This is a genomic window from Burkholderia sp. WAC0059 (assembly GCF_002870125.1).
Classification (GTDB): Bacteria; Pseudomonadota; Gammaproteobacteria; order Burkholderiales; family Burkholderiaceae; genus Paraburkholderia.
This window is the reverse complement of record NZ_PNEO01000009.1, coordinates 149,402-169,401: the sequence shown is the minus strand read 5'-3', so window position 1 is coordinate 169,401 and position 20,000 is coordinate 149,402. Positions and strand designations below refer to the sequence as shown.

Below are 20,000 nucleotides of genomic sequence, written 5' to 3'. Positions count from 1 at the left end.
GACGGCGGCCGGCCGGAGCGGCGCGAGGCCGGTGGCGCGGGCGGGCACGTGCTGTGGTATGCGCTGGTGCGGGTTGGGGCGGATGGCGAGGGTGTTGCAGAGGGGGCTGAACGGCGCGAAGGGTACGAAGGGCACCGGCGGCGCGGACCGCGTAGATCGCGCGGGCGAGGGGCGGCGGACTGCCTGTCGGCTACCGCCCATACCGGAGACGGCCGCGTGCCCCGGCCGCCGCGCCTACATCAGCCAGTCCAGCAGCGCCACGTTCGCGACGAGCAGGATCAGCGCGGTCGGAATCTGTACGCGGATCACCGCGTACTTGTCCGGCAGCGACAGCAGCGCGACGGGCACCACGTTGAAGCTCGCGGCCATCGGCGTGAGCAGCGTGCCCGAGTAGCCGGCGAACATGCCGACGGCCGCGATCACGGCGGGATTGCCGTGGTAGGCGTGGATCAGGATCGGCACGCCGACGCCGACCATCATCACCGGAAACGCGGCGAACGCGCCGCCCGTGGCGATCGTGAAGAGCGCCATGCCGAGCACGTACACGACGATCGCGACGAGGCGCACGTCGGTGTTCACGTAGGCGTCGGTCAGGTAGGCGACCGATTTGCCCACGCCGGCGTCGGCGAACACGAGGCCGACCATTGCGAGCGTCTGCGGCAGCACGAGCGCCCAGCCGAGCGACTCGGTGAGGCCGCGCGCCTGGCGCACCGACTCGGCGAGCGTCTCGCCCGTGAGCCGGCACGCGAGCCAGACGGCGACGATACAGCTCGCGCCGAGCGAGATCAGCGTCGTGTTCTTCGGATCGAACAGGTAGTGCCCGCCGATGCGCGCATGCGCGAACAGCAGCGTGCCCGCCAGCGTGCCGAGCGGGATTGCGAGCGCGGGGACGAAGAGCCGGTTGCCGAGGCGCCGGGCGCTCAGCCGACGCATGACGTCGGGCAGCGTGCGCGCGGCGCCGTGGCCGACGCCGCCGCAACCGGCGATCAGCGTCGCGGCGACGATCAGCGCGCCGACCGCGTCGCGCGGCATCCAGTCGCCGAACAGGAACAGGATCGCGAACACGCCCCAGAACGCGCCCGTCGTCCAGCGCTTCGGATGCGCGCGGTCGGCGAGCGTCATCGCGGACGTGATCGCGAGGAGCGCGCCGGCGAGCCAGAACAGGTAGTCGACCTTGACGATCATGGCTCAGTCTCCCGCGGCGAGCGCGTCGTCGCCCTTGCCGGAAACGGCGCCGCCCGCGCGCGCGGGCGTGTCGAGATCGAGGCCGCCGTTCGCTTCGTAGGGGCGCCTTTCGCCGCTTATGCTGCCTTTGCCGCTCGTGCCGCTTTTGCTGCCCGCACCGCCGGCACCGCTTCTGTCGCCCTCGTCGGTTTCCTCGCGGCCGTCCCGTCCGTCCCCGCCCGCCGTCGCTGCGCCGAGCTGCCGGCTCAGCGTCGCGTCGACGCGGTACAGCCGGATGCCGTGGACGACGAGCGCGCACGCGGCCGTCGGCAGCCCGGCCAGCGCGATGCGCAGCGGCGTCTCCTCGATGCCGACCGAGCGCAGGAAGGTCTGCATCAGCAGGATGCCGCCGAACGCGACGAACAGGTCCTCGCCGTAGAACAGGCCGATCGTGTCGGCCGACGCGCACAGCGCGCGGATGTGGAGGCGCAGCGCCTCGGGCAGCCGGCCGTAGCGCGCGAGCGCCGCGCCCTCGGCCATCGGCGCGACGAGCGGGCGGACCATCTGCGGAACGCCGCCGAGGCTCGAGAGCCCGAACGCCGAGGTGATCTGGCGCACCACGAGGTAGGCGACGAGCAGCCGGCCGGTGGTCGCGAGCCGGATGCGGGCGATCCATTCCTGCGCGTGCTCGCGCAGGCCGTGGCGCTCCAGCAGCCCGATCACCGCGAGCGGCATCAGGATGATGAGCGGCAGGTTGCGCGTCTCCATGAAGCCGTCGCCGAGCGCGGCGAGGATGCGATCGACGCTCATGTGCGCGCACAGCGCCGTGACGATCGCGGAGGAGACGATGACGAGCATCGGATTGAAGCGCAGGAAGAAGCCGGCCGCGATGACGGCAATGCCGAGCAGGGGCCACAGGCTGACGGTCGCGTGCATGGGTTCTTTTCTCCTGATCGGACGAAGGGGCGGGAAAGGGCGCTCGGGGACGTTCAGCGCGCGCCGCGGTAGACGGCATCGGCCTGCGCGCCCGAGACCTTGCCGTCGCGCAGGTCGCGTTCGAGCGCAGCCGGCGCGCGCTCGGCGGGCGGTCCGTAGCCGCCGGCGCCCGAGGTCTCGATGCGCACGCTCTCGCCGGCTTTGAGCAGCAGGTTCGCGGTCTTCGACGGCAGCTCGGTCGCCGCGCCGCCGGCGAACTTCACGAGCCGCGCGCGCCGGCCGTCGAGGCCGCCCGCGACGCCCGCGGCGACGCCCGTCACGTGGCTGTCCGAGCGCGCCGAGAATACGATGCCGTCGGCGCGCGCCGAGATCTGCCGCGCGAGGCCGAGGCCGCCGCGCGTGCGGCCGGCGCCGCCCGAGTCGGGAATCAGCGCGTATTCGTCCATCAGCAGCGGGTACTCGTTTTCGAGCGCCTCGACGGGCAGGTTCGACGTGTTGGTCAGGTGCACGTGGATCGCGTCCATGCCGTCCTCGTCGTAGCGCGCGCCGCCGCCGCCGCCGAGCGTTTCCATGTAGACGAACTCGCCCGCGCGGCTCGCGAGGCGCCCCGAGAACACGATTGCGGGGCAGCAGTCGTTGCTCGACGCCATGATCTTCTCCGGCGGCAGCACGCCGCGGAACGCGCCGAAGATCGCGCCGGCCACTTTCTGTCCCGTGATCGAGCGCGCGCCGACGGCGGCCGGATAGGCCGGGTTCGTGATCGTGCCCGGCGGCGAGTAGATTTCGAGCGGCTCGAAAAGCCCCGCGTTGACGGGCAGGCCCGGGTCGAGCAGCGCCTTCACCGCATAGTAGACGCACGCGCGCAGCACGACGTCGGGCAGGTTCAGCGCGCCGCGCGCCTGGCGCGCCGAGCCCGTGAAGTCGAAGCGGATGCGCTCGCCCTCGATCGTCACGGCCACGCAGATCGGGACGGGTTCGCCGCCGGCGAGGCCGTCGTCGTCGAGTTCGCTGACGAACCGGTAGCTGCCCTGGCGCAGCTCGCCGATGCGCTTCGCGAGGCGGATGCGCGTGTAGGCGAGCAGGTCGTCGACGGCGCGCAGCACGGTTGCGAGCCCCATCTGCGCGATCAGCGCAGTGAGCGCGTCGGCGCCGCGCGCGTTGGTCGCGATCTGCACGTTGAGGTCGAGCGCGCGTTCCTCGGGGTCGCGCGTGTTGCTGCAGACGAGGCGCAGCAGGTCCGCCTCGAGCACGCCTTCGCGCACGATGCGCACGGCCGGGATGCGCACGCCCTCCTCGAAGATCGAGCGCAGCCCGCCCGCGATCGAACCCGGCACCGCGCCGCCGACGTCCGCGTGGTGGCCGACGTTCGCGAGGAAGAAGCGCAGCTCGCCTCCGGAGAACACCGGCGTGACGATGTTGATGTCGGGCAGGTGGCTGCCGCCGGCGAGATACGGATCGTTGCAGACGAACACGTCGCCGGGCCGGATCGCGTCGCCCGGATACTGCTCGCGCACGGCCTTGACCGCGCCGTCGAGCGAGCCCAGGTGCATCGGGATCTGCGTGCCCTGCACGACGAGGCGGCCGCGCGCGTCGAAGAGCGCGACCGAGCAGTCGCGGCGTTCCTTGATGTTCGTCGAGAACGACGAGCGCACGAGCGTGTTGTTCATGTCCTCGGTGATCGACAGCAGCCGGTTGCTGAAGACCTCCATTCCGACCGGATCGTACAGCGCGGGTTGCGCGGCGGCGGGCATCGGTGAAGCGTTCATGTGCGTTTCCTGCGAGTTGACCGGACGTGGGCCCGACGTGGGCCGGACGAATCCGGCGGCGGTGCATCAATGCGTCAATGGCCGAGGTGGATGACGAGGTTGCCGTAGTCGTCGACGCGCGCGTGCTGGCCGGGGCCGATCACCGTCGTCGAGCTCATTTCCTCGACGACGGCCGGCCCGTCGAGGGTCGTGCCGGACGCGAGCCGGTCGCGGTCGTAGACGGGGCTCGCGCGCCAGCCGTGCGCGCCGCCGTGGTAGACCTCGCGCTCGCCGAGCTTCGCGTCGGCGAGCGTCGTGCCGCCCGCGCGCCGCTGCAGCGGCGCCTTGATGACGGTGCCGACCGCCTTCAGCCGGCAGTTGATGACCTCGATCGCGCGCTCGGGCAGGTGGTAGCCGTACTCGCGCCGGTGCGCGGCCGCGAAGCCCGCGGCGAAGCTCGCGTAGTCGCCGGGGCCAACCTCGTCCATCGGCACCTGCACCTCGTAGTTCTGGCCAACGTAGCGCGCGTCGATCGTCGCGACGTAGCGGCGCGCGCCGGCGGCGACGCGCTCGCCTTCGAGCCAGGCGTCGGCGTCCTCGCGCAACTGCGCGTAGTGGCCGACGACGCGCGCCCAGCCCGATTCGTCGACGCGCGCGATCTCGCTGCGCACGAAGTCGAACGCGATGTCGGCGAGCAGCATGCCGCGCGCGCACATCGTGCCCGGCTCCTGCGGAACGATTACCGTGCCGATCCGGCATTCGGCAGCGACGTCGAGCGCGTGCATCGGCCCGGCGCCGCCGAACGCGAAGAGCGCGAAGCTCGAGAGGTCGTAGCCGCGCTCCGTCGAGACCGAGCGGATCGCGCGCGCCATGTTCGCGGTCGCGATGCGGATGATGCCCTCGGCCGCGTCCTCGGGCGAGAGGCCGAGCGGCTTCGCGATGTCGCGCTCGATGACGGCGCGCGCGCCGGCCGCGTCCACGGGCATGCGGCCCTTGAGCAGCGCGACCGGGTTCAGGCGGTTCAGCGCGAGTTCGGCGTCGGTGATGGTCGGCTGCGTGCCGCCGCGCAGATAGCCGACCGGGCCCGGCGAGGCGCCCGCGCTGTGCGGGCCGACTTTCAGCGAGCCGGCGTCGTCGCGCCAGGCGATGCTGCCGCCGCCCGCGCCGATCACGTGGATGTCGATCATCGGCGTTCTCACCGGGTAGCCGGCAACCGAGCGGTTCGAGGTGAACAGCACGCGGCCCTGGTGGATCAGCGAGACGTCGGTGCTCGTGCCGCCGACGTCGAACGTGACGAGGTCGGGAAAGCCGATCGCCGCGCCGATCGCGGCCGCGCCGACCACGCCGGCCGCGGGGCCCGACAGGCAGGTGCGCACCGGGTAGCGGCGCACGGTCTCGATCGACATCAGGCCGCCGTTCGAGTGGATCGTCGAGGGCTCGTGCGCGATGCCGAGCGCCGCGACGCGCTCGGAGAAGCGGCGCAGGTAGACGGCCATCTTCGGCCCGACGCCCGCGTTGATGATGGTGGTCGAGAGCCGCTCGTATTCGCGGAACTCGGGCAGCACGTCGCTCGAGAGGCTCAGGTAGACGTCGGGCAGCACCTCGCGCACGATCTCCCGCGCGCGCTGCTCGTGCGCCGGGTTGCGGTAGGCATGCAGAAAGCAGATCGCGACGGCCTGCACGCCGGCGTCGCGCAGCGCGAGCGCGGCCGCGCGCACCTCGCCCTCGTCGAGCGGCACGAGCACCGAGCCGTCGGCGGCGAGCCGCCCGGTCACCTCGATGCGCTCCGCGCGCGGCACGAGCACCGGCGGCTTGCCGACGCCGTAGTCGAACAGGTTCGGGCGCGTTTGCCGGCCGATCTCCAGCACGTCGCGAAAGCCGCGCGTCGTGATGAGCCCGACGCGCGCGCCCTTGCGCTCGATGATGAGGTTCGTCGCGACCGTGGTGCCGTGGCCGACGTGCGCGACCTCGCGCGCGGCCACGCCGTTGCGTTCGAGCAGCTCGGCGATGCCGAGCCCGATCGCCTCGGACGGATCGTGCGGCGTCGAGGGCACCTTGTGAAAGCGCACGTCGCCGCTCTGCTCGTCGATGAGGGTGAAGTCCGTGAAGGTGCCGCCGACGTCGATACCGATTCTGTACATAAATGAAAGGGAAGGGGCGCCGACCGCAAGCGGCCGGCGCAGGGCGATGAGAACAGGCGTGCGGTGCCGCCCCGATTTTTGACGCGCGGCGCGCGGGTCCGGCCGGGTGCGCTATCCTTGAAAGCCGGCCGCGACGGCCCGCGCGAGGCCGCCCGCCCGGGCGAGCCGGTGCAACCCGGCGCGATCCTGGCGAAACCCCGGCGCGGCGCCGATGGGAAAAATCCTAATGCCGTCCGCGCGCCGGGCCTAATAGCACCATTAATATCGCCATCAACGGCATTTATGGCCCGAAGCAAATCCGCCGACCTGAATCTGCTCGTCCACCTCGATGCGCTCGTCACGTGGCAGAGCGCGTCGCGCGCGGCCGAGGCGCTCGGCGTGACGCAGCCGGCCGTGAGCGCCGCGCTCGGCCGCCTGCGCCGGCTCTTCAACGACCCGCTGCTCGTGCGCGAGCACGGCGAGACGAGCGTCACGCCGCGCGCGCTCGAGCTGCATCGCCTCTTCGCGCCGATGCTCGAACAGTGGCACGACCTGACGACGGCGCGCACGGGCTTCGTCGCGAGCACGTCGACGCGCGTGTTCACGGTCTACGCGACGGATTATCTGCAGTACGTGATGCTGCCGCAGCTCGTCGGGGGCATGGCCGCGCTCGCGCCGGGCATCGGCATCGAGATGCGGCCCGCGCGGCTGCATCAGGGGCTCGCGATGCTCGACTCGAACTACGTCGAGTTCGTGATCGGCTATTACCCGGACCCGGCCGCCGAGCTGCGCTCGCGCTTCCTGTTCGACGAGCAGATGACCTGCGTGGTGCGCAACGGGCACCCGTGTCTTGACGAGGCATGGAACGTCGAGGCGTGGCTGAGCTACGCGCACCTCGACCTCGTCGCGCATACGCGTCACTTCGGCCAGCGGCTCGACGACACGCTCGACGAGATCGGCCTGCGCCGCAAGATCGGCGTGACCGTGTCGAGCTATCTGGCGGCGCCGTTCGTTCTCGCGCGCTCGGACATGATCGGCAATTTCCCCGTCAGCATCGCATCCGCGTTTGCGCAGAGCGCGGGCCTCACCGTGCTCGCGCCGCCGATTCCGCTGCCGCAGATGCGCATTTCGCTCTACTGGCACGAGCGCTATCAGTCCGACGTCGCACACGCCTGGTTCCGGCATTACATCGGGCAGCAGCGCTTCGGCGTGCCGACGGAGGCGACGATGCCGGCTGGTCGCGAGGGTGAGACGGCTGGCGATTGAGAGGTCGTCCAGCGGGCGCGGCGACGGGCGGCGGCGGCCTTGGCAATACCCGGTGGGTTGTCGAGCGTATTCAGGTCCGGGTACGTGTCGGACGGCTGCATGATCAGGAAAGCGCCCATTGCGGTGAGCTCGCCGGCCGCGTACCGGCAACAGGTACTGCGGGTGGCGTCTCGGGGAGCTGCGCGACGGTCTTCGGGATGCCGGACGGCTCAATGAGCTTGCGCGGCCTGAAATAGCCGCTGCTGTCGATGCGCAGAAACCCGGCGCGCGAGTCGTGCACGTACAGATCGAAGAAGCGCATCAGATCCGGCGACAGCGTCGGTGGATTCAGCCATGCTTCCCAGTAGGCGGCTTCCTCGTCCGATAGCGGTTTGTTCGTCTCACGCTGGCCACCGGCGGTTGCAATCGTGCGCTCGTATTCGCTGCGGTCGGTCTTCCACAGGTCCGTCAGGTAGCTGCGCCAGTTCATCGTGTCCGCGTCGATCTTCAGGCGTTCATGGAACTGCTGGATGCGTTGCAGTTGCGCATTCACTTCCGGGTCGGTCGAGTACACACCCTTGTAGATGTCGCATGGATTCTGCTGGAAGCGTGCCTTCAGCCATCCATAATAGAGGCGCATGTGCGCGAAAATCTGCGCCTCCAGCGTGTCATCGGTGTCGACCTGGTCCATATACTCGTCGAACAGGCATTTCACATCCTCGTCGTACTCGAACAGGTCATGCACGTCCTTTTTGGCGAGCGACGGTGCAGTGAATGGCACACCGCTCATCGCACCCTCCAGGCGCATGCGGTTCAGCGCGATACGCGCGAGCAGGTCTGAGCGGGCCTGTTCGCCGGGACGATAACCGCCGCCGATATCGGAATGCACGCCCGGCCACACGAGCTGTTCGCGGGAGGCACCGCGATCGCGCACCGGCGTCAGCGGAAAGCAGGCGCGCAGTTCGTGGCCGGCCGCGATATGGAGGCACCGTTCGACCTGATCGGGCACATGCATCAGCATGCCGCTGTCGAGGTCATGGGCGGGCAGGCCGACCGACTCCACCGTGTCGAACAGGCCAAGGAAGCGGAAATGCAGCGGGGCCGATTCGCCATCGAGTGCGGTCTGGCACGGCCAGCAGGGCACGCCGTTCTTCATCTCGCACTTCTTCAGCAGCCGATTCACGAACGCGCGCGCGAGTGCCGCGCCGCGTGAGAAACCGAATACGGCGACGTCGATACGGGTGACTTTGTGATTGGCTCGTAAGGCTTGACGAAAATCGCTTTCCGCTTTAACCAGGCGCACATCGGAACCGAGTGCGACTCCGCCACCCAGCGCCTCGCTATCGCGGATCTTCTCCCACCAGCCCGGATCACTCGCGTCAAGTGGCGTACCAACGCCTGCGTAGTAAAACGGCACAACCAATACTGATTCTCCGCCGGCATGCCCTTCGAACAGTCGGGCAATGGTGGACATCTTCTGCTTCGACTTGTCCAGCCTACGGCTATTGCCCGTTCCGTCGAAAAAGAAGCTGAACCACGGCTGCTGCTCGCAGGTCGTGCAGGTTATGAATTCCTCGGCGTGAAGCTCCGTGGCAGTCTTGAGAGCCTGGTGGAACGTAACATGGCTGTCGGTAATCCAGTCCTGCACCGTTATTCTCCTTTGTGGCGCATGACTCGCGGCCCAACAAAAAACAGTCGGTCCATCCGTGGATTCCCGGGGCCCAAATCGCCGTCGCCGGGCAGCAATTCCGCCTCAACTTCATGATTGGGGAAGAATCTGACAATGAGATAACTCTGAAGTCTGTATCCCGGCTTCGGCATCGTCCCCGTCACCACTACATCGCGGCCGTAGGTTTTCCATTGCGCTTTGTCGTCGGTGTTGGCGACAGTCCAGACAATCCGGATCGTCTGGCCTACACCAGGAATCAGCGAGCAGCACTCATGCTTTCCCATTCCGCCTTTCGAAAACTCTCCAACCTGAATACCTTCCAGTCCCGTGTCACGGCCAGATGCCGTTTCAATGTGGAATTCGTGGATATAGTCTTCGGTGTAATTCGCACTCCAGGCCGTCGCGTCCACATAACCACGAGGCTGTTCTGTCGCACACGCGCTAACCACCATCAACACGATCGACACAATTAATATCGTTATTTTTTTCATTCGGATTACTCTATTTCTGAAGTGTGTTGCTACCATCGCCGCACCGGCTTCTGCTCCTCGGCGTACATGCGCACATAAACGCGGAAATCGCGTGCGAACCGCACGATCGCCAGCCCCTCGCCCTCGGCGCGCGGCAACTCCCCCGTCACCACAAATTCATCCGAGTTTGCCCGCCCGCCCAGGCCGGTCCACTCCATCGCGGCACGGGTTCCGGGTATCGGGATATTCACGGCCGGCACGTCGATCTCCACATCCGAATACACGGCGCCCGGCAATTCGTCGGCCAACGCCCACTCAGAACTGAAATTACCGGTCTCTACGACTAGCCGGATCTTCCGTTTGCGGTGTTCCGTATGGTTGATGATCCGTGCCCGCACCCTGGCATACTCGGTGCGGGACAGGTCGGGCTGCGCATGGGTGAAGCTGATGACGTACTTCGTCGGCATGCCGATGGCCCGCCTACCGTCGAAGGCAAACACGTCGGCGAGAACCGAACTGCGGGCCTGCGGTACGTCGAGATGGTAGGGCCGGTGCGTAGCGCGGTTCGCGCGCACGGGCGTAGCGATGTAGGAGGTTTCTGGACTCAAGCACGCTCCCCGGTTATCGTCTGCGGAATATCCCGCCGCGACCATACGGGACAATCCATCTCAAAAGAGACGAGAATTGTTCCGGCTTGTAATGCCGCAAACCCCTTTTATTTTCGGCTGCGACCGAAACATCCTTGACCTTCTCGCGAAACGGCGGCCGTCCGATTGCGCCCATCTATCGGCGAGGCGACTTACGCCGATAAGCGCGACCACCCGCGCCTCGTCCCAGCCACGCCGCCAGTCCGTCCCATTGCCGCGTAACGCTCCATTCGGCGGGCCTTCACAGCACGTCGTGCTGCGCTGTTGCAGTGCGCGACAGCAAACGATGTCCATCGGCAGCGCTCGACAATGGCGAGCCCGGGCATGGCGTGCAATCGCGGCGACTGTGACACCGTGAGGACAAGGCGCGTTGCTCCGGGCGTTTTCCGGTCGTTCGCGTGAAAGATCCCGAGTCGGACCATTTCGAATACTCACGGGTCAATCGAAATTTAAAATGGAAACGTTTCTTTATTCTGCTCTGCATAACTGACTAATCGATACCGAAAGGCGCGATCCGCTGTCACCAAAGCTTAATAAGTTCGGGTGCGCGCACGCGCTCTGTGAATTATTTGTGCGATCTCTCAAGTCGTAGTCGTAGCAGCCGTTATTTGCATTCAGGTGCCACTAGGTACCGGCTATCGCTCGCCCAAAAATAGGGCGAACCATCCGTTCAGCGGAACACGTATGCCCTTGGTCTGCGCTTGCCGCAAAAGATCCGGCACTCTTCCTCTTCATACGTGTCGAGTGTGTGCTTCAACGCTACTCACGCGGCTGATTGCCTCTTCCGTTGTTGGCGGTCTGGGCTGGCATGGGGCGGTGGCATATGCGCAAACGATTGCTACCGGCGCGACGGCCACCGGCCAGACAGTCGGCTCGGGACAGACGCTCGACGTCTACGGCACCACCATCAGTTCGCAGCTGCTCAGCGGCGGTGTCGAGATCGTGCTGCAGGGCGGCGCAGCGGTCGATACGAACGACGGCTTCACCCAGGTCCTGTCGTCGGGCGGCACCGCGACTGGCACGATCGTTCAGAACTTCAGCGAACAACTCGTTTCGTCAGGCGGTATCGCAAGCAGTTCCGAGATCCTCAACGGTGGCAGTGAACTCGTGCTCGACGGGGGCGTCGCGAGCGCGTCGATCATTAGCAGCGGTGGTACCCAGGCGGTGCAGTCCGGCGGCACGCTAGACGGCACGCAGGTCCTGAGCGGCGGCCAGTTGCAGATCAGCTCGGGGGGCGCCGCGAGCGACGTGATGCTTTCGAGCGGCGGTGCCTTCATCGCCGATACCAATGCCGGCGACGTAACCGGTTCGAGCGTGTCCGGCTCGTTCTACATTTCGAACCACGTCGCCTCGGGCGTGTTCGTCGAGTACGGCGGCCGGTTCACCGTGTCGTCCGGTGGCACGGCGAGCGGTACGACGATCGGCCATGCCGGCCTGCAGACCGTGCTCGACGGCGGCGTCGCTTACGACACGAACGATCAGTACACGCAGTTCGTGTCGTCAGGCGGGAGCGCAATCGGCACGTTTGTCGACGATTTCGGCCAGCAGACGGTTTACTCGGGCGGGGTCTCGAGCGACACGGTGATCTCGGAGAACGGAAGCGAGGTTGTGTCGTCGGGCGGTCTCGCGATGAGTGCGACGGCAAGCCAGGGCGGTGCGCAGCAGGTGCTCCAGGGCGGTTCGGCCGTCGATACGCAGGTCGCGAGCGGCGGCCAGCAGTACGTGTCGTCGGGCGGCTTTGCGAGCGGCACGGTGGTGAAGAGCCAGGGTCATGTCTTCGTGAGCAGCGGCGCCACGCTGGTGGGCGCGACGCTGTTGTCGGGCGGGGCGTTCAGCGGCGAGACCGATGTGGCGCTCGTGAGCGGCACGGATCTGCTCGGCTCGTTCCAGATTTCAGGCAATGTCGCTTCCAACCTGCTGCTCGTCGACGGCGGCGAGCTCACGATCGTATCGGGCGGTCTCGCGAGCAACACGTGGATCGAGCAGTACGGCTCCGCGTTCGTGACGTCGGGCGGCAGCGCGGTCGGCACGCGGGACGACAACTGGCTGTACGTCTCGTCGGGCGGCTCGACGAGCGGCACGATCGTGACCAGCAACGGCGTCGAGGTCGTGTCCGCCGGCGGCACGACGACGGGCTCGGTGGTATCGGACTTCGGACAGGAGGTCGTGTCCTCGGGCGGCACCGCGAGCAGCGCAGTGATCGACAGCGGCGGCACGATGATTCTGTCGGGCGGCGGCGCGCTCGATACGACGGTCAACAGCGGCGGCCGGCAGACGATCTCGGCGGGCGGCCTGGCTATCTCTACGACAGTCGATGCGGGCGGCAGCCAGACGATCTCCGCCGGCGGCACGGCAAGCGGCACGCAGGTCGAGGCTGGCGGTACCGAGGCTGTCTCGGGCATGGGCTATGACGCGACGGTGTCGTCAGGCGCCACGCAAACCGTGTATGCGGGCGGGGTCGACAGCGGCGCGACGCTGGCGGGCGGCAGCCAGACCGTCAGCTTGGGCGGGACGGCCGACGGCGCGGTGGTGAGCAGCGGCGGCGTGCAGACGGTCGATGCGGGAGCGACCGCGAGCGGCACGACGATCAGCAGCAGCGGCACGGAAAATCTGTGGGGCAGCGGCTACAGCGAGATCGTGCTGTCGGGTGGCGTTCAGACGATCGAGGCGGGTGCGGTCGACAGCGGCGCGACGCTGGCGGGCGGCAGCCAGACCGTCAGTTTGGGCGGGACGGCCGACGGCGCGGTGGTGAGCAGCGGCGGCGTGCAGACGATCGACGCGGGCGCGACGGCGAGCGGCACGACGATCAGCAGCGGCGGCACGGAAAATCTGTCGGGCAAAGGCTATGGCGAGACCGTGCTGTCGGGCGGCAGCCAGACGATCGATGCCGGCAGCGTGGACAGCGGGGCAACAGTGTCGGGCGGGCGCCAGACGGTCGATTCGGGCGGGACGGCGTCGTCGGCGACGCTCGAAGCCGGCGGCTCGCAGACGGTCGACGCGGGCGCGACGGCGAACGACACCACGGTCAGCCGTGGCGGGGTGCAGACAGTCGACGCGGGCGCTACCGCGAGCGGCACGACGATCGGCAACGGCGGCACGGAAAATCTGTCGGGCAAGGGCGATGGCGAGACCGTGCTGTCGGGCGGCGAGCAAACGATCGAGGCGGGCGGCGTCGACAGCGGCGCGACCCTCGCCGGGGGCAGCCAGACGCTGCTGAGCGGCGGTCAGGCCGACGGCACGATCGTGGATAGCGGCGGCGTGCAGACGGTCTCGTCGGGCGGGACCGCGTCGGGCACGACGGTGAACGACGGCGGCACCCAGGCGCTGTACGGCGGCGCCGTGACGAGCGACACGACGATCAACAGCGGCGGCATACAGAGCATCAATTCGGGGGCGACCGCAAGCGGGTCGGTGCTGAGCGGCGGCGGCATCCAGGAAGTGGAGGCGGGCGGCAGCACACAGGCCACGCAGGTGGCCGGCGGCAGCGTGCAGAAGGTGGCGTCGGGCGGGGTCGCGTCGGGGACCGCCATCGAGGCCGGCGGCTCGCAGACGGTGAGTTCGGGCGGCGCCGCCGATCGCGCGACGGTCGGCAGCGGCGGCGTGCAGACGGTTTCGTCGGGCGGGATCGCGTCGGGCACGACGGTGAACGACGGCGGCACCCAGGCGCTGTACGGCGGCGCCGTGACGAGCGACACGACGATCAACAGCGGCGGCATACAGAGCATCGACTCGGGCGCGACGGGAAGCGGGTCGGTGTTGAGCGGCGGGGGAGCCCAGGAAGTGGGCGCGGGCGGCAGCGCGCAGGCTACACAAGTCGACAGCGGCAGCGTGCAGAAGGTGGCGTCGGGCGGGGTCGCGTCGGGGACCGCCATCGAGGCCGGCGGTGCGCAGGTGGCGAGTTCGGGCGGCGCCGCCGATGGCGGGATAGTCAGCAGTGGCGGCGTGCAGACAGTCGACGCGGGCGCGACCGAAAGCGGCACGACGATCAGTGGCGGCGGTACGGAGAACCTGTCCGGCAGCGGCAGTAGCGAGACCGTGCTGGCCGGCGGCACGCAGACGATCTATGCCGGCGCGGTAGACAGCGATACCCAGCTCGAAGGCGGCAGCCAGACGATCGGTTCGGGCGGTCTGGTCGAGGGCGCCCAGGTCTACAGCGCAGGGGTGCAGACCGTGCTGTCGGGCGCGCTGGCGTCGGGCACGTCGGTGCTGGGCGGCGGCGCGCTGATCGTCGACGCGGGCGGGGTCGCGAGCGCGGCAGCGCTGAGCGGCGCGGGCGCGACCGAATACCTGTACGGTAACGACTTCCACACGACCGCGAACAGCGGCAGCATGCAGATGGTCTACGCCGGCGGCGTGGCAGCCAGTGCCATGCTCGACGGCGGCACGCAGGTCATCGCGTCGGGCGGCCTCGCCAACCGGACGCAGATCGGCAGCGGCGGCGCGCAGACGGTGCTGTCAGGCGGCGTCGCAAGCGGCTCGGTGATCAACAGCGGCGGGTTGCAGACGGTGTCGTCGGGCGGCATGGCGCTCGGCACCACGGTATCGAGCGCCGGCATACAGGAGGTCTACACCGGCGGGATCGTCAGCGGTACCGCGGTGATGTCGGGCGGCATCGTGCAGGTGTACGGCACGGTGAGCGGCGCGGACATCGGCAGCAGCGGCACCGCGCAGATCGGTAACGGCGGCACGAACGGCAACCTCGACGGCAACGTCGTGGACAACGGCAAGCTGGTCATCGACCGTGCCGACGACGTCACGTACAAGAACGTCATCACCGGCGACGGCACGCTGGTCCAGGCCGGCCCCGGCACGTTGACGCTGCTCGGCAACGACGCGACGTTCTCCGGCACCACGCAGGTCACTTCGGGCACGCTGGCGGTCGGGACGCTGGCGAGTCCGGCCGCGGTGCTGGGCGGCACGGTGCAGGTCAGTTCGGCGGGCACGCTGGAGGGCCATGGCACGATCGCGGGCGAAGTCGTCAACAGCGGCACGGTGCAGCCCGGCGGCACGATCGGTACGCTGACGGTGACCGGCAACTACACGCAGGCCCCGACGGCGCAGTTGACGATCGAGGTCAGCCCGACGTCGGCGTCGCAGCTTTTCGTGACCGGCAGCGCGTCGCTGAACGGCAGCCTGGAGTTGCTCTACGACCCCGGCACCTACACTTCGAGCCATACCTACGTGATCGTCTCGGCGGGTTCGCTGAGCGGCGAATTCGATCGGGTCACCTCGGGCGGGCAGGGCACGGGCGAGGTGAGCCAGAGCGTGGCGTACGGGCCGACCACGGTCGAACTGGAGGCGAGCGGAACCCGTGTCGTCGATCCGGTCGATACCAGCATCTTCACGACGCTCGGCACGAGTCTGTCGCTCGCCACGCAGGCGACGGACGAGGCGCTGCTCGCCCGCCAGGCCGGGCAATGCGGCACGAGTTCGGCGAATGCGCCGTCGTGCGCGTCGGGCAGCGGCCGTCTATGGGCGACCGGCAGCGGCAACTGGCAGCATCTCGCCGGCAACGGCGCGACGCCGGGGTTCGGCACGCAGCAGTACCAGTTTCTGGCCGGATACGACTGGCAGGCGCTCCCTTCGACGACGCTCGGCGCCGCATTTGGCTATGGTCACGACGACGTGACCGAGGACGCCACGGGCGACAGCGCGCGTGCGGATACGCTGCGCACGGCGCTCTACGGAAGCCGGCGGGCCGGCCCGCTGCAGTTCTCGGGCGTGCTCTCGTATGCCTACGACGACATGTATACGAAGCGGCCGTTCGGCCACTCCGTCGGCACTGCTTACGGCAGCCTCGGCGGCAACGAAGTGGCGGCGGGCATGCAGGTCGCGCTGCCGCTGTCGTTCGGCGGAATCGGCATCACGCCGCGCGTCGGGATGCTGTACGCGTACCTGCACGGTCAGGGATTCGGCGAGACCGGCGCGGGCGGCCAGGACCTGACGGTCGGCACCGACAACGTGCGTAGCCTGCAACCGTATGTGGGCGTGGCGCTCGACAAGTCGTTCGGCGACAGCGTCAGACCCATCACGGTGGCGCTGGATCTCGGCTATACGCACGAATTGCTCGGCGACGCGCGCGCGGTGTCCGTGAGCGCGCAGGACGGCACGCCGTTCACCGCGCCCGGCGTGTCGCTGCCGCGCGGGCGCGTGAGCGTGGGCCTGCATATGGAGAGCACGCTCAGTCGCAACCTGCACCTCGGGATTGGCTACGGCGGCACGTTCGGAATGGGCTCCGGCTCGGAGCAGGGCGTGGATGTGACGATGCGGTACGTGTTTTGAGGCGGCCGGCTTTTTTCGCGAGCTGGCCGCACCGGGGCTCTTGCCGCGCCGTCGACTATGCAGCCCTGGCGCCGCCGACGCGCGCCTGCAGCATCTCGATGAACCGCGCGGCCGGCGGCGAGAGCGCGCCGCCGCGGCGCGTGACGATCCCGAAGCTTTGCGATTGCGACTGCAATGCGATCGGCAGGATGCGCAGCATGCCGTGGCGCGCGCAGAGTTTCGCGATGTCGGTTGGCAGCACCGAGACAAGGCCCGTGTCCTGCATCAGCAGCGTGATCGTCACGAACGTCGAGGCGGTCGAAATCGGGTTGGCCGGCATGGCGAGTCCCGCGAGATCCATTTCGCGCTCGACGAGCGCGCGCAGCGGCATCTGCGTCGGGTAGACCACCCAGCGGTGGCCGGCGAGGTCGCGCAGCGCCACGCCGTCGGGCAGCGGCGCGTGCGCGTGGCCGACCACGACGGACAGCGGCTCGTCGCGAATCTTCTGGTAGTGGTATTTTGCGGGCTGGTCGCTCACGGCCGAGCGCCCGATCACGAGGTCGAGGTGTCCCTCGTCGAGCTGCAGCAGCATCTTCGCGCTCGTGTCCTCGACGACCTCGATCGAGAGAGTCTGCTGGCTCGCGTGCAGCGCGTCGAGCACCGGCACGACGACCTCCGGAATCGCCCCCATGATCGAACCGATGGCAAGCCGGCCGCCGTGCCCGCTGCGAATCTCCGAGATGTCCTCGCACAGCGCGGCGAGATCGGTCGCGAGCAGCCGCGCGTAGCGGATCACGCAATGGCCGAACTGGTTCGGGATCATGCCGTTCTTCGAGCGCTCGAAAAGCGGCGCCTCGAGTATCGACTCCAGCTCGTGCAGCATCTTGCTCGCGGCCGATTGCGTCATCGTCATCGCGCCCGCGGCCTTGTGCAGCGACTTGTGCTCGTCGAGCGCGATCAGCAGTTGCAACTGACGAACCCGCAGCCTCGAAAGCAACGCATCCAGGGTTTTCATCTAAGTCGAAAAAGCGATCACGAGATGGAAATTTCTCAATATACAGGCACGAAAGGCCGACCGTATAGTGTCGACCGGAGACAGCTTCGGCGCCGTTCAGGCGGCGCCCCAGAAGGATGGATAAATGGCCACGATCAACGATCCGCCCGCCGCACTCGCCCCCTCTTCCCCGGTCGTCCGGCTGCATCGCGCCGACGACGTCGTCATCGCCCGTTCCCAGCTCGTCGGCGGCACGGCGCTGCCCGGCGAGCACGTGACGGTGGCGGGACTGATTCCGCCCGGACACAAGCTGGCCGTGCGCGCGATCGGACAGGGCGAGGCCGTGCGCCGCTACGGCCAGATCATCGGTTTCGCGAGCCGGCCGATCGCGCCGGGCGAGCACGTGCACACGCACAACCTCGCGATGGGCGAGTTCCAGCGCGATTACGCGTTCTGCGCCGACGCGAAGCCGACCCGCTTCGCCGAGTCGCCCGCGACGTTCGAGGGCATCGTGCGCGCGGACGGACGCGTCGCGACGCGCAACTACATCGGCATTCTCACGTCGGTCAACTGCTCGGCGACGGTCGCGCGTGCGATCGCCGACCGCTTTCGCCGCGACATCCATCCCGAGGCGCTTGCCGACTTCCCGAACGTGGACGGCGTCGTCGCGCTCACGCACGGCGTGGGCTGCGCGGTCGATCCGGAAGGCGAGGGGCTCGCCATTTTGCAGCGCACGCTCGGCGGCTACGCGATCCATCCGAACTTCGCGGCGGTGCTCGTGATCGGGCTCGGCTGCGAGACCAACCAGATCACGCGGCTCATCGAGAAGCAGCATCTGGACGGCATGGTCGCGGCGGGCCGCATCCACACCTACAACATTCAGGACGCGGGCGGCACGGTCAAGTCGATCGCGCGCGGCGTCGAACTCGTGCGCGGTTTGCTCGCGCAGGCGAACGACGCGCGGCGCGAGCCGGTGCCGCTCTCGCACCTCGTCGTCGGCCTGCAGTGCGGCGGCTCGGACGGCTACTCGGGCATCTCGGCGAACCCGGCGCTCGGCGCGGCCGTCGATCTGCTCATCGCGAACGGCGGCACGGCGATCCTCTCCGAAACGCCCGAAATCTACGGCGCCGAACATCTGCTCACGCGCCGCGCGGCGAGCCCCGGCGTGGCCGGCAAGCTCGTCGACCGCATCCGCTGGTGGGAAGACTACTGCGCGCGCAACCACGCGGCGATGGACAACAACCCGTCGGCCGGCAACAAGGCGGGCGGCCTCACCACCGTGCTCGAAAAATCGCTCGGCGGCATCGCCAAGGCGGGCCACACGAATCTCGTCGACGTCTACGAGTACGCGCAGCCGGTCACGGCGAAGGGGCTCGTGTTCATGGATACGCCCGGCTACGACCCGATCTCGGCGACGGGCCAGGTGGCGGGCGGCGCGAACCTGATCTGCTTCACGACGGGGCGCGGCTCGGCGTACGGCTGCGCGCCGACGCCTTCGCTCAAGATCGCGACCAACGAGGCGCTGTGGCAGCGCCAGCAGGACGACATGGACCTGAACTGCGGGCCGATCCTCTCGGGCGCGAAGTCGATCGAGGAAACGGGCGCCGAGCTGTTCCGGCTCATGCTCGCGGTGGCCTCGGGCCAGCGCTCGCGCAGCGAGATTCACGGCTACGGGCAGAACGAATTCGTGCCCTGGCAGATCGGCGCGATCACCTGAAGACGCGCGGCGATCGGGGTCCACCGGACCGACCGTAGGACCACCGGGCCGCCGAACCGTCGGGCGATTGCGATATCCCTCCACACCACGAACCGGACCATGGCGAATTCGTTCAAAAAGCCCTACAGGGGCGTGTTCCCGGTCGTACCGACCATCTTCGACGAGGAAGGCCGGCTCGACCTCGACGGCCAGAAGCGTTGCGTCGATTTCATGATCGACGCGGGCTCGAACGGCCTGTGCATCCTCGCGAACTTCTCCGAGCAGTTCGCGCTCTCCGACGCCGAGCGCGACGCGGTGATGCGCGCGGTGCTCGAACACGTCGCGGGCCGCGTGCCCGTCATCGTGACGACGACGCACTTCAGCTCGCTCGTCTGCGCCGCGCGCAGCCGCGCCGCGCAGGACGCGGGCGCGGCGATGGTCATGATCATGCCGCCGTACCACGGCGCGACGATCCGCGTCGGTGAACGTGCGGTGTTCGAGTTCTTCGCGGACGTCTCGAACGCGATCGACGTGCCCATCATGATCCAGGACGCGCCCGTGGCCGGCACGCCGCTTTCGGCCGCGTTCCTCGCGAAGATGGCGCGCGAGATCGGGCACGTCTCGTACTTCAAGATCGAGACGGCCCAGGCCGCGGCGAAGCTGCGCGAGCTGATCGAGCTGGGCGGCGACGCCGTGGTCGGCCCGTGGGACGGCGAGGAGGCGATCACGCTGATGCCGGACCTCGAGGCGGGCGCGACGGGCGCGATGACGGGCGGCGGCTATCCCGACGGCATCCGCCTGATCGTCGACGCCTACGCGGCCGGCGATGCCGAGCGCGCGGCCGCGCTCTATCAGCAGTGGCTGCCGCTCATCAACTACGAGAACCGCCAGTGCGGTCTCGCGGCCTGCAAGGAACTGATGAAGGCGGGCGGCGTGATCCGCTCGGCGGCGCTGCGCCGTCCGCTCGCGCCGGTTCATCCGGCGACGCGCGAGGGGCTGCTGCGCGTCGCGCGGCGACTCGATCCGCTGGTCCTGCGCTGGGGGCGTTGAACG

The 20,000-nt window shown here is 68.5% G+C and carries 11 protein-coding genes and 1 pseudogene; 4 read left to right on the top strand and 8 right to left on the bottom strand.

The genetic code is table 11. From position 1 onward, the window contains the following. Positions 1-234 precede the first annotated feature (234 nt). The 4 genes and pseudogenes from CY652_RS11585 to CY652_RS11570 all read right to left on the bottom strand — a co-directional run bounded on the left by CY652_RS11585 (position 235) and on the right by CY652_RS11570 (position 5,986). A complete protein-coding gene (locus CY652_RS11585) occupies positions 235-1,185 on the bottom strand; it encodes a DUF979 domain-containing protein (RefSeq protein WP_102130852.1) in 951 nt (316 codons plus the stop codon). 168 nt (positions 1,186-1,353) lie between these two features. After that, positions 1,354-2,100 (bottom strand): annotated as a pseudogene (locus CY652_RS11580) (DUF969 domain-containing protein); the annotation flags it as partial. 53 nt (positions 2,101-2,153) lie between these two features. Further along, entirely contained in the window at positions 2,154-3,866 is a 1,713-nt protein-coding gene (locus tag CY652_RS11575) for a hydantoinase B/oxoprolinase family protein (RefSeq protein ID WP_258002281.1), read from the bottom strand. A 74-nt stretch (positions 3,867-3,940) separates the two neighbouring features. Beyond that, positions 3,941-5,986: a hydantoinase/oxoprolinase family protein gene (locus tag CY652_RS11570; protein WP_102130849.1), complete on the bottom strand. Its 2,046-nt coding sequence runs from the start codon at positions 5,984-5,986 to the stop codon at positions 3,941-3,943. Positions 5,987-6,268: 282 nt separating this feature from the next. Between CY652_RS11570 and CY652_RS11565 the strand changes: the two genes are divergently transcribed. Then, entirely contained in the window at positions 6,269-7,231 is a 963-nt protein-coding gene (locus CY652_RS11565) for a LysR family transcriptional regulator (protein WP_180970540.1), read from the top strand. Positions 7,232-7,334: 103 nt separating this feature from the next. On the opposite strand, the gene CY652_RS11560 is transcribed toward CY652_RS11565, so the two are convergent. The 3 genes from CY652_RS11560 to CY652_RS11550 are packed head-to-tail and all read right to left on the bottom strand — an operon-like array spanning position 7,335 to position 9,957. Next, positions 7,335-8,858: a T6SS phospholipase effector Tle1-like catalytic domain-containing protein gene (locus tag CY652_RS11560; protein ID WP_102130848.1), complete on the bottom strand. Its 1,524-nt coding sequence runs from the start codon at positions 8,856-8,858 to the stop codon at positions 7,335-7,337. A gap of 2 nt (positions 8,859-8,860) precedes the next feature. After that, positions 8,861-9,370: a DUF3304 domain-containing protein gene (locus CY652_RS11555; RefSeq protein ID WP_102130847.1), complete on the bottom strand. Its 510-nt coding sequence runs from the start codon at positions 9,368-9,370 to the stop codon at positions 8,861-8,863. A 29-nt stretch (positions 9,371-9,399) separates the two neighbouring features. After that, entirely contained in the window at positions 9,400-9,957 is a 558-nt protein-coding gene (locus tag CY652_RS11550) for a hypothetical protein (RefSeq protein WP_146010074.1), read from the bottom strand. A gap of 855 nt (positions 9,958-10,812) precedes the next feature. On the opposite strand from CY652_RS11550, the gene CY652_RS11545 reads away from it, so the two are divergent. Then, positions 10,813-16,278 carry an AIDA repeat-containing protein gene (locus CY652_RS11545; RefSeq protein WP_180970539.1) on the top strand — a complete coding sequence of 1,822 codons (5,466 nt, stop codon included), beginning with the start codon at positions 10,813-10,815 and terminating at the stop codon, positions 16,276-16,278. A 55-nt stretch (positions 16,279-16,333) separates the two neighbouring features. Here CY652_RS11545 and CY652_RS11540 read toward each other — a convergent pair whose 3' ends face one another. After that, on the bottom strand, positions 16,334-17,272 hold the full coding sequence (locus CY652_RS11540) for a LysR family transcriptional regulator (protein WP_102130844.1): 939 nt from the start codon (positions 17,270-17,272) through the stop codon (positions 16,334-16,336). 124 nt (positions 17,273-17,396) lie between these two features. On the opposite strand from CY652_RS11540, the gene CY652_RS11535 reads away from it, so the two are divergent. After that, positions 17,397-18,968, top strand: coding sequence for a UxaA family hydrolase (locus CY652_RS11535; protein WP_102130843.1), 1,572 nt, complete (start codon positions 17,397-17,399; stop codon positions 18,966-18,968). 99 nt (positions 18,969-19,067) lie between these two features. Next, positions 19,068-19,997 carry a dihydrodipicolinate synthase family protein gene (locus tag CY652_RS11530; RefSeq protein ID WP_102130842.1) on the top strand — a complete coding sequence of 310 codons (930 nt, stop codon included), beginning with the start codon at positions 19,068-19,070 and terminating at the stop codon, positions 19,995-19,997. Positions 19,998-20,000 lie beyond the last annotated feature (3 nt).